We start from the raw sequence: 13,085 nt of genomic DNA, 5'->3' as shown, positions 1-13,085 counted from the left end.
GCGGCGCCGGCCCGACGGCGCCGGCCATTACCTAACTAAAGCGAGATCGATTGATCAGAGGAATGACATTGTTGGTCCTGAATACCGAAGCATCCAGCCCGAAAAAACGCAACAGAATCAGGAACCTCAGCCTCGCGCTGATCCTGCTGGCCACCCTCGCCGCCTGCGGCACGCCGTCCGGCTCCGGCCCGGCTCAGCCGAGCGGCCCCGGCTACTACACCGTGCAAAAAGGCGACACCCTGTCCAGCATCGCGCGCAAATTCCGGCGCAGCAATAGCGACATCATCGCCTGGAACCGGCTGTCGGACCCGAACGACATCAAGGTCGACCAGGTATTGCGGGTCTTGCCGCAAGGCGCCGCCGCAACTTCCGGCAGCACCGCCAAACCGCGCAGCACGGACAGCGCCGATACGGCGCCCGCCGCCAGCGACGACAAGGATGCGATCGACTGGGCCTGGCCGGCCAGCGGCCAATCCGGCAGCGGCCTCGGCCAGGGCAAAAAGGGGATAGACATTTTCGGCCAGCTGGGACAGCCGGTGATGGCGGCCGCCGCCGGCAAGGTGATGTATTCCGGCAGCGGCATCCGCGGCTACGGCAACCTGGTCATCATCAAGCACAACAGCAGCCTGCTGTCGGTCTATGCCCATAACAAGACCATCGTCGTCAAGGAAGGACAGATGGTCAGCAAGGGCCAGAAGATCGCCGAAATGGGCAAGTCCGACAGCAGCGCGGTCAAGCTGTATTTCGAGATCCGCCGCCAGGGAAAACCGGTCGACCCGTCCCGCTATCTGCCAAGCCGGTAGGGTGGGCACGCTTTTGTGCCCACCCTACCCGCATCGATCAATAGGCTATGTAAGGCCCGGTCGTGCCGCCCGCCGAGACCCCTTCAAGCGCGGTGTAGACCGAACGCCCGAAATAGAACGGCAGTCCCCAGTCGAAAAACGAAGCGAAAGCCGCGCCGCCGCCGATGTTGTTGAAGGCGGTGTTGTTCGGATTGGCCTGGAACAGCGTATCGGCATTCACGATATTGAAGTTGACGGTGCTGTTGCGGCCGTTCAGGCCGGTATTCACTACACTGCGGCTAAGCGTGGACGACGGACAGTAAAACCCTTTGCTGCTGGTGCAGTTAGGGATGCTCGTATCGGCGAAAAACAGGCCGTTCGAACCGCTGTCGAAAAACGCCTGCATCACCTGCCCCTGGTACAAGGCGCTCAGGTTGCCGGAACTGTTCAAGGTATAGATGCTGGCGCTGCCCAGCGCATTGTTGGCTTGCGTGCCGATGCCGAAAATCAGCGAACCGGTGACGCCGGAGGCGCCGTTGGCGCCGACCGACGGCAGCTGTATCACCGTACCATTGTTATCCTGCGGGAAAACCGCTACCGGATTGCCGACTTGCCGGTTCACCGCCAACGTGGTTGCCGTACAGTTGTTGCTGCTCGGGCAGGAGTAATACCAGCCTTCCAGCGCCTGGCTGGCGCAGGCAGAACCGCAATCCTGGATAAAGGTGCTGATGCCGAGCACGCCGTTGGCATGGAACGCCGCCACCGTGTTTTCCGCCACCAGGCTGCCGGAGCAACCGTTAGGCACCGACGGAAAGGCGCTGTCGCCGATGATGTGCACCGAAATGCCGCTGGCGACTTCGCCGGCGATGCGCAAGTCAGCCTGTTTCACCGAACCCCAGCTATAACCGTCGGCAAAACGCGCGCATTCGGCTAACGGACTGCCGTTGGCGCTGGCCACCGACGGCAGCGCCAGGTTAGAGGCCAGCACCGAAGACATGATGCGCAGGCCGCTCGAACCGGTATCGACCAGGATATGGTCGATGGTCTGGCATTGCGTGGCGCTGCCGGGCTGACAGATGGTCAACGAGACATACGGCGCGTTGACCGAGCCGGAAGCGGCCGCAGGACCGTTGTCGATCACCAGGGCCTGGACATTCTGGACCGGCTGCGGCGTCGGCGGCGTCGGGCCGCTGTCGGAACCGCCGCCACCGCCGCCGCAGGCGAACAGGAACAGTGTGCTGAACAGGCAAAGCAGATACGTCAGGAAGCGCATGGTGGTCTCCGGTCAGCGAATGTTGTCAGGGGTCACGCCTTGCGGCAGCAAGGAAGGCACATAGGCGTTGCCAGCAAAGGAACGCATGTGGCCGCCGGAACGCAGCACCAGCTGATCCGACTGGATCGCGACGGCGCGCCGGCCCGGATGCGGCTCGCTGGCGGCCGCCACGTACTGATCGGCATAACTGCCCAGCAACTGCTGCAGGTTCGGCATGCTCGGCCCCTGCCAGCTGACGGCAAACACCACGTTGTCGGCGCCGATATACTCGCGCACCGTGGTGCCAGAAGGCTCTACTACTTCACTGACCGTATAACCGCTGTAGCTGGTCACGCGGGCGCTGGCCTTGGCGCGTGCGGCGTCAGCCTGGGCCTGGGGGGGAGCGCCGGCGGCCGGGCCGGCAGCCGCACCGAGCGCCGCAAACGCCGGCGCGGATTGCGCAAACAGCAACGCGCATATGACAGGAACGGGGAATCTCATGGCTCACCTCTGCTCGATTGACAAAATATCCGGGAAATCATAACCGATGCTGCGCAGCAATTTGAAAAGATGTTTTAACGGCCACATCTGTTATTGCCAATTGTAATGTGCTAGTAATGCGCCAGGTGCGCGGGCCGCCTGCAATGGGCCGATTCAGCTGCGCGACTCAGTTGCGCGATTCAGCTACGCGATTCAGCTACGCGATTCAGCTACGCGATTTTAGCTACGATTAAGCAGGCGGCTGCGCACGAAACCGATATGTTCCCGCAGCACGTAAAACTGATCGGCAAACGCCAGCGGCATTTTCATCCGGTTGACCGAATCCTCGATATGGTCGAGCTTCTTCAGCAGCTGCGCCTGCTGCTCCGGCGTGTCGGTGTCGACCACGGCGGCGCGTTCCAGCGCTATCAGGATGCCATACCAGCGATAGATGCGCGACTTGATGCGCCAGCCGTACAGCAGCGGCACCAGTTTGAAACCGGGGATCAGCAGCAGGATGATCGGCAGCAGCACCACCAAGGTACGGTCCACCAGGCTGGCCAGCCAGAACGGCAAGGTGCGATAGAAAAACCCCTTGCCCGATTTGTAGTAACGGGTAGCGTCGTCGCTGATGCGGAATTCATGGGCCAGCGGCGCCGGGAACTCGCCCGCGCGCTGCAGTACATTGGGACCGCTGTGCACTTCCTTGGCGGCGTCGATCAGCAGGTCGGAGAGCGCCGGATGCAGGTCTTCGCGAGCGATCAGTTCGGCGGTCGGCGCAATCAGGCGGATGTCGCGGCTGGGAATGTTCTGGCCCAGGTCGAACACCCCCTTCGGCATATTCAATTCGTTCAGGTAGCTGAAGCGGCGCGCATAAGCGCCGGCCTGGGAGAAATCGAGGAGGCGGATGCCGGGCGTGTGCAGCAGCCTGCCCATGGTCGGCGGCGAGGCCGAGTCGCCCATCAGGAAAGCGGCGTCGATCTTGCTGTCGGTCAGCGCCTGCGCGGCTTCGTCGCCGCCCATGTCGAGCAGCTCGGTCTTGCCGCCGGCTTCGATGCCGTTCGCTTTCAGCAACGTCAAGGCCAGCACCCGCGAACCGCTGCCCTGCATGCCGATGGCGACCCGCTTGCCCGCCAGTTCGGACAGGCGGTTGAGCCTTTCCTTGCCGCGGTAAAACACCGATACCGGCACATAAGAGACGCTGCCCAGCGACACCAGCTGGTCGATCGGCAGGTCGCCCGCCACCCCGCCCTGGACAAAACCGACGTCGATGCCGGAATTCGGATCGTTCAGCTTCTTCAGGTTATCCAGCGAGCCCTCCGAAGTCACGATCTTGAGCTTGATGCCGTTGCGCGCCAAAATCTTCTGGTACTTCTGCGCCGTATTCCAGAAATTGCTATGTTCAGGGCCGGTGATCATCGTGATGCTGTTCGGCGGCGCCGGATGGATGAACCAGATCGCCAGCCAGATGGCGACCACCACCAGCAAGGCGATCGGGCCAAAGCTGATGGCCAGGTCGCGCCAGGAGATGGCGACGAAACGCGCCTTGATGTTCCTGGCGGATTGTTTCAGTTCGGAAGGATTGAGTGGAGTAGCCATGAGACGGATTCTATCGCTGAAAGGAAGGTGGACAGATAACTTTATTGCTTCAGCGCTGGCGCAAAGGCTCAAGCAGGTGCGCCAGCGCGTTGTGATCCAGCTCATACATCAAGGCGATCAGCCCGCCCAGCTCACCCGTGGGAAAACCTTCGCGCGCGAACCAGGCCAGGTAATCGCCCGGCAGGTCGGCGATCAGGCGTCCCTTGTATTTCCCGTAAGGCATCTGGCGCGTGACCAGCAGTTGTAGGTGTTCCGGGTTCATGGATGTCCGCAAAGAATCGCTAAGGGCGCGTATAGAGCCAAAGTGCCAAAGTGCCAAAGTGCCAAAAATAATGCGGCCACGCGGTTTTCGCGTGAACCATGCCTATTATAAGTTCAGCCGATGAGTGTGAAGCACGGTCATCGCGCAAATCCTCTACACTGTTGGCGACCAACTTTGTTCAAGCGACCGGCCTGCATGCACACCACAACCGAAACGACATCCGATTTCATCCCCGACCTGGTCCCCACGCTGGAATGCCGCGGCCTGCGCAAGTCTTATGCGCATGGCCGGGTGGTGCTGGCGCATCTCGACTTCTCGCTGGCGGCCGGCGAATACGTCGCCATCATGGGCGATTCCGGCGTCGGCAAGTCGACCTTGCTCAACCTGATCGCCGGCCTCGACAGCGCCAACAGCGGCTCGATACTGATCGACGGCGTCAGCATGTCGAGCCTGGACGACGATGCCGCTACCCTGCTGCGCCGGCAGAAACTCGGCTTCATTTTCCAGGCCTTCCATGTACTGCCGCACCTGACCTTGCAGCAGAATGTCGCCCTGCCGCTGCTGCTCAACGGCGCGCCGCTGGAACGCGCGCTGGAACTGCTGGCGGCGGTCGGGCTGGCCGGCCGCGGCAACGATTTCCCGCGCCAGCTGTCGGGCGGTGAAATGCAAAGGGTGGCGATTGCGCGCGCCCTGGTGCACCGCCCCAAGCTGATCCTGGCCGACGAACCTACCGGCAACCTCGATCCCGATACCGCGCATGAAGTGCTGGCCCTGCTGCGCCAGGAAATCAAGGCCAACGGCGCCTCGGCCATCGTGGTCACCCATTCCGCCGCCGCGGCCGCCAGCGCCGACCGCGTCCTGGTCATGAGCGCAGACGGCCTGCAGCCGCAATGACGTCGATGGCGGGCACAGGCAATCCGCTGCAGCAGGCTCCGGCGTTGGCGCGCTGGCTGCTGCTGGGCGAATGGCGCGCGCATCCGGTGCGGGCGCTGGTGGCGATCGCCGCCATCGCGCTCGGCGTCTCCCTCGGTTATGCGGTGGACCTGATCAACGGCGCCGCGTTCAACGAATTCTCGGCCGCCACCAGGAGCCTGTCGGGCCAGTCCGACCTGCAGCTGCGCGGCATGCAAAGCCTGTTCGACGAGACCATCTATCCGCAGCTGGCAAAACGCGAGGGCGTGGCGGTCGCCAGCCCGGTGCTGGAACTCAACGTCACCGTGCCGGGCCAGGCCAGCGCGCTGAAAGTGCTGGGCGTCGACACCTTCCGCGCCGCCCACATCACGCCCGACCTGACCGGCGTAGCCGATCCTGCCCGCCAGTTCGATACCCTGGCCGACGACGCCATCTTCCTGTCGCCGGCGGCCCAGCAATGGCTGCAGGTCCAGCCTGGGCAGACGCTGGCGCTGCGCAACGGCACCGCCATCGTCAAGCTGCGGGTGGCAGGCGGCCTGGTGCGGGCCCGCGCCGGGCAGCGGATTGCGGTGATGGATATCGGCGCCGCCCAATGGCGCTTCGACCGCATCGGCAAGCTGTCGCGCATCGACCTCAAGCTGCAGCCGGGCGTCAACCGCGAAGCGTTCAGGCGCGCGCTGCAGGCCGAGTGGGCGCAACGCCTGCAGGTCTCGGCCAGCCAGGACCAGGAAAGCAGCAACGACAACATGTCGCGCGCCTACCGCATCAACCTGAATGTGCTGGCGCTGGTGGCGTTGTTTACGGGTGCGTTCCTGGTGTTCTCGACCCAGGCGCTGTCGGTGATCCGGCGCCGCTCGCAGTTTGCCCTGCTGCGCGTACTCGGATGGCGGCGCAGCCAATTGCTGCGCCAGGTATTGCTGGAAGGCGCCTTGCTGGGCTGCCTGGGAGCGCTGCTCGGGCTGGCGCTGGGATATGCGTTGGCGGCGGCCGCCTTGCATTTTTTTGGCGGCGACCTGGGCGGCGGTTATTTTCGCGGCGTGCAGGCCAGCGTGCAATTCGACCTGCCAGCGGCGCTGGTTTTTTTCGCGCTCGGCAGCGGCATCGCCCTGCTCGGCAGCCTGGCGCCGGCGCTGGAAGCATCGCGCGCGCAACCAGCCGCCGCACTCAAGTCCGGCAGCGAAGAAACCCCGCTGGCGCGGCTGGCGACACCCTGGCCGGCGCTGGCCTGCCTGCTGCTGGGCGCGTTGCTGACACGGCTGCCGCCGCTGTTCGGCTTGCCTATCTTCGGTTATGTCGCGGTGGCGCTGCTGCTGATCGGCGGCATCACATTGATGCCGCGGGCGGCGGCGCTGGTGTTCTCTGCATTGCAAAGATTGAGCCTAGGGTTCAGCCCGGAAGGCCGCCGCGGCCTCATCGCGACCCTGGTGCTGGCGCGCCTGGCCAATGTGCCGGGACAAGCTTCGATTGCGCTCGGCGGCGTGCTGTCCAGCTTCAGCCTGATCGTGGCGATGGCGATCATGGTCGCCAGTTTCCGCATATCGGTGGACGACTGGATGCAGCAGCTGCTGTCGGCCGACCTGTATGCGCGCTCCGCCACCAGCGGCGAAACCGGCGCCATGCAGCCGGCCGAGCAGCGCTTGCTGGCGGCGGTTCCCGGCGTCGCGCGCGCCGATTTCCTGCGTACCTCGACGCTCACGCTGGACCCGGCGCGGCCGCCGGTGATCCTGATCGCACGCGGCATCGACGCCGCCGATCCGGCCCGTACGCTGCCGCTGGTCGGCCCGCTGCTGCCGGCCAGCGCGGTTGCCGCCGGCAGCTTGCCGATCTGGGTCTCGGAAGCCATGGTCGACCTCTACGGCTACCGTCTCGGGCAGCAAGTCACGCTGCCGCTGGCGGGCCATCCTTATCGCTTCACGGTGGCCGGCGTCTGGCGCGATTATGCGCGGCAATCTGGCGCCATCCAGCTGCGGCTGCCAGACTACCAGCGTTTGAGCGGCGATACTGAAGTCACCGACGCCGCACTCAGGCTGCAGCGCGACGCCGATCCCGGCGCGGTGATGGCGGCCTTGCGCAAATTGCCGTTCGGCGCAGCGCTGGAAATTTCCCAGCCAGGAGAAATCCGGGCGCAGACGCTGAAGATTTTCGACCGCAGTTTTGCCGTCACCTACCTGCTGGAAATCGTCGCCATCGTGATCGGCCTGTTTGGCGTGGCGGCCACCTTTTCCGCCCAGACCCTGGCCCGTGCGCGCGAATTCGGCATGCTGCGCCATGTCGGCGTCACGCGCCGCCAGATCCTGTCCATGCTGGCGCTGGAAGGCGGCCTGCTGACCGCGCTCGGCATGCTGGTCGGTTTCCTGCTGGGCTGGGCCATCAGCCTGATCCTGGTGTTCATCGTCAATCCGCAATCGTTTCACTGGACCATGGAATTGCACATGCCATGGCAGGAACTGGCGGCAGTGGCGCTGTTGCTGCTGCTGTCGGCCGGCGCCACGGCCTTGCTGGCGGGATTGCGCGCGGTGTCTGTCGATGTGCTGCATTCGGTACGGGAGGATTGGTGATGTTTTTCCGCTGCTGCCGGTTGTGGCTATTGAGCGCCTTGCTGCTGGCGGCGCCGCCGCAATTCGCCGCGCCGCCGCGCTTCGCGCAGGTGACGCCGGAGCGGACGGTGACGCTGCCGCAAGACAGCGGCGCCCATCCCGATTTCCGTACCGAATGGTGGTACGCCACCGGCTGGCTGGCGACGCCCGACGGCAAGCCTATCGGTTTCCAGGTCACCTTCTTCCGTTCCGCTACCGAACATGACCGCGCCAATCCGAGCGCCTTCGCGCCCAGCCAGCTGATCATCGCCCATGCGGCGCTGTCCGACCCCAGCCTGGGCAAACTCCTGCATGCGCAAAAAAGCGCGCGCGCAGGTTTCGGCCTGGCCTACGCCAAGGAAGGCAATACCGATGTCACGCTGGACGACTGGCGTTTGCTGCGCGGCGCCGACGGCAGCTACCAGGCCAGCGTCGCCGCCGACGGATTCACCTTGCAGTTGAAGCTCAAACCGAGCCAGCCGCCCATGCTGCAAGGCCAGCACGGCTATTCGCGCAAGGGACCGCAAGCGGCGCAAGCCAGTTATTACTATAGCGAACCGCAGCTGCAGGTCAGCGGCAAGCTGGTTCGCGCCGGCCGCGCGCAAGAGGTCAGCGGCAGCGCCTGGCTCGATCACGAATGGTCGACCAGCGTGCTGGACGCCGACGCCGTCGGCTGGGACTGGCTGGGCGCCAACCTGGACGACGGTTCCGCCTTGATGGCGTTCCAGATCCGCAGCCGCGACGGCAGCAAGCTGTGGGCGCACGCCGCCTTGCGCGACGCCGCCGGCAAGGTCACCCAGTTCGCACCCGAGCAGGTCAGCTTCCAGCCGCAGCGCAGCTGGCGTTCGCCGCGCACCGACGCCAGTTATCCGGTGCAGCAGCTGCTGCATACCGGCGCTGTCGAATGGTCGCTGGCGCCATTACAGGACGACCAGGAACTCGACTCGCGGCTGTCGACCGGATCGGTGTATTGGGAAGGCGCGGTGACTGTCAATCGCAATGGCCAACACGCCGGGCGCGGTTACCTGGAGCTGACCGGCTATCTCAATGCCTTGAAATTCTGAGCGCCTGATTTTTCCGGCGCCGTCACATTTCGCTGCACACTTCGACGATCGCATCCGCCACCGCACGTACCCGCGCCGTGCGGTTCAGGTCGCCGTGCAGCACCAGCCAGATATCGTAGGCTTCGGCGCGCTGCGGCCAGATCCGCGCCAGCAGCGGATCGCTGTCGGCCATGTGGGTCGGCAGCTCGCCGATGCCAAGTCCGGCGCGCACCGCCTCGATCATCATCAGCCCGGAGTTGACTTCCATCGCCACCCTGGCGTTGCCGACGGCTTCGCCGCACAAGGCCACGCCTTGGGAAGGTGAAATGCTGCGCTGGTAGATCACCAGGTCGTGGCCGGCCAGTGCGGTATCGGGTAGTGGCTCGCCGCGCAGTTTGAGGTAGCTTTTTGCCGCATACAGGCCGACTTCGCGGCGCGTCAGATGGCGCGAAATCAGGTCCGGGCTGCTGGGACGTATGGTGCGCACCGCCAGGTCCGCTTCGCGCCGGGTCAGGTTCGAGACCTGGGTGGAAGTGCTCAGCACCACCCGGATATCCGGATGCACCGCATGCAGCCGTTGCATGGCCACCATCAGAAAATGCTTGCCCATAGTGTCGGTCGTGGCCAGTCGCACCACGCCGCACAAACGATCGTCGATGCCCTGCATCTGCCGCTGCAGCTGGTCGGCCGCATGCTCCATCCGCTCCGCCGCGGCAAACGCCAGCTCGCCCGCAGGCGTCGGCACATAGCCGGTAGGCGTGCGCAAGAACAAACGCGCCCCCAGCGCCTGCTCCATGCCGTTCAGGCGGCGGCCGGCGGTGGCCTGGTCCACCTGCAGCAGCGCAGCAGCGCCGCGCAGCGTGCCGGCGCGGTATATGCCGAGGAAAATCCGGGCGCTGTCCCAATCCATCAATCCTCCATTGGCTGTGGTGATGCATTTTTGCATCAGACAGATGAAATTATACTGATTTATTACATCATCGGAGCGGACTACCATAGAGCCTTGCCCGCAGACGCAGCGGCACAACAGGAGAAACTGACCATGTCCGCCCAATGTCCCACCCCCGTCGCCAACGACGCCCGCATGGCGCCCAGCGGTTTGCTGCCGCTGCTGACGCTGGCCATCGGCTTCGTGATGGCGATGCTGGACGTCACCGCCGTCAACGTCGCCTTGTCCGATATTTCCCTTAATCTGTCGGTGCCGCTGAGCGGCCTGGTGTGGGTGGTGGACGGCTATACGCTGACCTTTGCCGCCCTGCTGCTGGTGGGCGGCGCGCTGGCCGACCGTTACGGCGCCAAGACCATCTACCTGAGCGGGCTGGTGGTGTTCATGCTCGGCTCCCTGCTGTGCGGCGCCGCGCCCGACGGCAATACCCTGATCGCCGCGCGCATGCTGCAAGGCGTCGGCTCGGCCCTGTTCATGCCCAGTTCGCTCAGCCTGCTGACCCATGCTTACGAAGACGACCGCGTCCGCGCCCGCATGCTGGGCACCTGGTCGGCGATCGTGGCGGTGGCGGCGGCCATGGGTCCGCTGGTCGGCGGCGTGCTGGTCCACGGTTTCGGCTGGCGCAGCGTATTCCTGATCAACGTCCCGGTCGGCTTGCTGGGCCTGCTGCTGGCGCACACCGTAATTCCGGCGGCGCCCAGGCACTGGCGGCCGCTGCCCGCCGCCAGCCATGCGCTTGGCATCACAGGGTTGGCCAGCCTGTGCTTCACCCTGATCGAGGGGCCGGTGTACGGCTGGACTTCCTCGCCTATCCTGGCGACCGCGGCGCTGGTGGTAATTGCGCTGATGCTGCTGGTGCGGCGCGAACGGCGCGGCGCGGAGCCGCTGCTGCCGCGCGCACTGTTCGCCACGCCGCGCTTTGCCGCCGCCAATGCGATCGGCTTCCTGATCAACTTCGGCGCCTTCGGCCAGCTGTTCCTGCTCAGCCTGTTCTTGCAGCAGGCGCGCGGCGCCGATGCCTTGCACACCGGCCTGCAGCTGCTGCCGGTGATGGCGGTATTTTCAGTCGGGAACCTGCTGTCGGGACGCATCACGGCGCGCTGGGGCGCCCGCCTTCCGATGCTGGGCGGCTTGCTGCTGGCGGCTTTGCTGGCCGCGCTGCTGACTGGCATGCGGCCGCATACTTCCTATCTGCTGTTCGCGATGGCGGCCGCCATCGCCAACTGGGGAGTCGGCATTGCAGTGCCGGCCATGACCACCACCGTCATGCAGGTCGCCGGACGAATCCATGCGAACAGCGCCGCCGCGGCCTTGAACGCCAACCGCCAGATCGGCGCCCTGGTCGGGGTAGCCATCATAGGCAGCATCCTGCACGCGGCGCCGGACTGGGATCTGCGCATCCCGCTGGCTTTCGGCGCGATCGCCATCGCCTACGGCGGCGCGGCGCTGCTGGTCTGGCGTTTCATCAAGAGTCCCGGCAAAGACTGACCGGCGCGCAGTTCGACCGCCCGCGACCGCAAGCACTGGCTTGCGGTTTCCTTTTTTCGCCATCCCGGGCTACACTTAAAACCAAGCTATGTTTACCCAAAAGATGATACATTTGACACAGGTGGTTCCAGCACCAATTTAATGCATTTTTATTGGGAGACGCATGAAAAATCCACTTCTATTTCTCGCCGCCATCCTTCTTGCCGGCTGCAGCGCATTGCAACCCAACGTCCGCAGCTACACGCCGCCGCAGCGCAGCAGCGCGCCGGCGCCGGTATCGCTATCGGAATCGCTGAGCCCGTCCGAACAAGTGATCGACGTGCCGCAACAGTCTTCCGGCCGGAAAGGAGGCGAATTATCCGACACCGTGGAGCGCATGGCGCGCAAGACAGCTTGCCTTCCGGCCCAGCCCGGCGCAACGCTGATCGCCAAGACCGGTGCCGTCGAGACTTACCAGGTCAGCTGCCAGGACGGCCAGCAGCAGCTCTACAAATGTGAACAGCGGCAGTGCCGCATGATGAATTAAATCCAGGCCACAGGCGGTTCTCATGAAAACAGCACTAGGAATACTTGCCTTGATTTCGCTGCTGGCCGGCTGTGCCTATCCGAACCTGAAATGCGACGATCCCGATGCCCGCCCGTCCTGGTGCGACGACACGGGCGCTGCCCACAATACCAAACATCAGCAATAGAAGACGCCGGGCTCGGGAGCCGTTGCGGTTCCCTGAGTTTTATACCGGCGGCGCGGCGATGAATTCGGCCAGGCGTTCGGCCTGCGCGGAATATGCCTGCAGCGCCGGATAATCGGCCGCGATGACAATTTCAGGCAGCATCATCTGCGTGAACGACCAGGCAACGGCCGTGCTCACCCCGGCCTGGTTGATGGCCTTGCTGCTCACTGCCAGCGGCTTGTTGCGCAGTTCAATCTCCAGCGCCTGGTAAGCCGCAAACAGCTGGCCCTGGACCCGGGCCACCCAAGGTTCGTGCTGTTTTTCCGGCGGCCGCAAATTGCGCTCGTAGACAATCTGTATGGTTTTTTCGCAAGCCGCCAATGCCAGCCCGACCACCCGCAACGCATGCTGGCGCTCGCCGATGGCGGCCGGCATCAGGCTACGCGGCGCAGCCAGCGCTTCCGCATAATCCAGGATCAGGCTCGAATCCATCAGCACCTGGCCGTCGTCGCACACCAGCGACGGCGCTTTGACGACCGGATTGATCTGGCGAAATTGTTCGAAGGTGCTGAACACCGAGACCGACTGGTGCTCGAATGGGATGCCAAGCAATTGCAGGGAAATCGAAACGCGGCGGACGAAGGGCGAGTCGAGCATGCCGATGAGCTGCATAGGTTCTCCTGTGACGGTCCAGCGCTGCAGAAGATCGTCTGCTCGGCAGCCGGCGCATTGAATTTATCGGAGAGAAATCCTAGCACACATCAAGCCGACGCAGTCGCCGCTTACCGGCGCCGGCAAAGGCCGTTTACATCAGGCCTCTTCCACCTCGCGCTTTGCCGGGCTTGAATAGATGTCAATACATTTGAATGCATCAGCATAACGTTTCGGATCGCCGCCGGCTTCCAGGCGCTTCTTGAATTCCGCCGCCTCCGCGGTGCTGTCGAATTCGTAAGCCAGTCCTTTAAAAATGACGGTAGCTTCATTCAGCCTAACCATTGCAATCTCCTTAGCCTAATGTCGAAAGACAAAGAACATCCTGCCTGGCAAAACCATCGACTTTCCGTTGCTACGGAA

The 13,085-nt window shown here is 64.1% G+C and carries 14 protein-coding genes; 7 read left to right on the top strand and 7 right to left on the bottom strand.

The window, feature by feature from the left end; genetic code table 11:
• Window positions 1-62 precede the first annotated feature (62 nt).
• Complete coding sequence (locus CFU_RS09600) at window positions 63-803, top strand: peptidoglycan DD-metalloendopeptidase family protein (protein WP_050808534.1); 741 nt, start codon at window positions 63-65, stop codon at window positions 801-803.
• A gap of 37 nt (window positions 804-840) precedes the next feature.
• On the opposite strand, the gene CFU_RS09595 is transcribed toward CFU_RS09600, so the two are convergent.
• The 4 genes from CFU_RS09595 to CFU_RS09580 form a co-directional block, all read right to left on the bottom strand.
• On the bottom strand, window positions 841-2,055 hold the full coding sequence (locus tag CFU_RS09595; protein WP_014005841.1) for a DUF3443 domain-containing protein: 1,215 nt from the start codon (window positions 2,053-2,055) through the stop codon (window positions 841-843).
• A gap of 12 nt (window positions 2,056-2,067) precedes the next feature.
• Entirely contained in the window at window positions 2,068-2,535 is a 468-nt protein-coding gene (locus CFU_RS09590; protein ID WP_014005840.1) for a DUF2844 domain-containing protein, read from the bottom strand.
• A 219-nt stretch (window positions 2,536-2,754) separates the two neighbouring features.
• Entirely contained in the window at window positions 2,755-4,113 is a 1,359-nt protein-coding gene (locus CFU_RS09585; RefSeq protein WP_050808532.1) for a TAXI family TRAP transporter solute-binding subunit, read from the bottom strand.
• Window positions 4,114-4,162: 49 nt separating this feature from the next.
• Entirely contained in the window at window positions 4,163-4,375 is a 213-nt protein-coding gene (locus CFU_RS09580; protein WP_041741646.1) for a DUF3820 family protein, read from the bottom strand.
• A gap of 195 nt (window positions 4,376-4,570) precedes the next feature.
• On the opposite strand from CFU_RS09580, the gene CFU_RS09575 reads away from it, so the two are divergent.
• Genes CFU_RS09575 through CFU_RS09565 form a run of 3 tightly spaced genes read left to right on the top strand, consistent with a single transcriptional unit; the run spans window position 4,571 to window position 8,927 of the window.
• Window positions 4,571-5,269, top strand: coding sequence for an ABC transporter ATP-binding protein (locus CFU_RS09575; protein WP_014005837.1), 699 nt, complete (start codon window positions 4,571-4,573; stop codon window positions 5,267-5,269).
• Window positions 5,266-7,845 (top strand): FtsX-like permease family protein, encoded by a 2,580-nt coding sequence (locus CFU_RS09570; RefSeq protein ID WP_014005836.1) that lies wholly within the window; start codon window positions 5,266-5,268, stop codon window positions 7,843-7,845. Before CFU_RS09575 ends, CFU_RS09570 begins: the two co-directional genes overlap by 4 nt.
• Window positions 7,845-8,927 (top strand): lipocalin-like domain-containing protein, encoded by a 1,083-nt coding sequence (locus tag CFU_RS09565; RefSeq protein WP_041741645.1) that lies wholly within the window; start codon window positions 7,845-7,847, stop codon window positions 8,925-8,927. The genes CFU_RS09570 and CFU_RS09565 overlap by 1 nt, the downstream gene beginning before the upstream one ends.
• Window positions 8,928-8,949: 22 nt before the next feature.
• On the opposite strand, the gene CFU_RS09560 is transcribed toward CFU_RS09565, so the two are convergent.
• On the bottom strand, window positions 8,950-9,816 hold the full coding sequence (locus CFU_RS09560) for a LysR family transcriptional regulator (RefSeq protein WP_014005835.1): 867 nt from the start codon (window positions 9,814-9,816) through the stop codon (window positions 8,950-8,952).
• Window positions 9,817-9,948: 132 nt separating this feature from the next.
• On the opposite strand from CFU_RS09560, the gene CFU_RS09555 reads away from it, so the two are divergent.
• The 3 genes from CFU_RS09555 to CFU_RS24865 all read left to right on the top strand — a co-directional run bounded on the left by CFU_RS09555 (window position 9,949) and on the right by CFU_RS24865 (window position 12,032).
• Entirely contained in the window at window positions 9,949-11,340 is a 1,392-nt protein-coding gene (locus CFU_RS09555; protein ID WP_041741644.1) for an MFS transporter, read from the top strand.
• Between the two features lie 163 nt (window positions 11,341-11,503).
• Window positions 11,504-11,866 (top strand): hypothetical protein, encoded by a 363-nt coding sequence (locus tag CFU_RS09550; protein WP_014005833.1) that lies wholly within the window; start codon window positions 11,504-11,506, stop codon window positions 11,864-11,866.
• Between the two features lie 22 nt (window positions 11,867-11,888).
• The gene (locus CFU_RS24865) at window positions 11,889-12,032 is read left to right on the top strand and encodes a hypothetical protein (RefSeq protein WP_014005832.1); all 144 of its coding nucleotides are present in this window, start codon (window positions 11,889-11,891) and stop codon (window positions 12,030-12,032) included.
• Window positions 12,033-12,071: 39 nt separating this feature from the next.
• On the opposite strand, the gene CFU_RS09545 is transcribed toward CFU_RS24865, so the two are convergent.
• Both CFU_RS09545 and CFU_RS09540 read right to left on the bottom strand, forming a co-directional pair.
• A complete protein-coding gene (locus CFU_RS09545; RefSeq protein ID WP_014005831.1) occupies window positions 12,072-12,683 on the bottom strand; it encodes a glutathione S-transferase N-terminal domain-containing protein in 612 nt (203 codons plus the stop codon).
• A 138-nt stretch (window positions 12,684-12,821) separates the two neighbouring features.
• Entirely contained in the window at window positions 12,822-13,007 is a 186-nt protein-coding gene (locus tag CFU_RS09540) for a hypothetical protein (protein ID WP_014005830.1), read from the bottom strand.
• Window positions 13,008-13,085 lie beyond the last annotated feature (78 nt).

The sequence above is a fragment of the Collimonas fungivorans Ter331 genome (genome assembly GCF_000221045.1).
Taxonomy (GTDB): Bacteria; Pseudomonadota; Gammaproteobacteria; order Burkholderiales; family Burkholderiaceae_D; genus Collimonas; species Collimonas fungivorans_A.
Note: the sequence above shows the minus strand (reverse complement) of the source record. Positions and strands in the feature narration are given on the sequence as shown.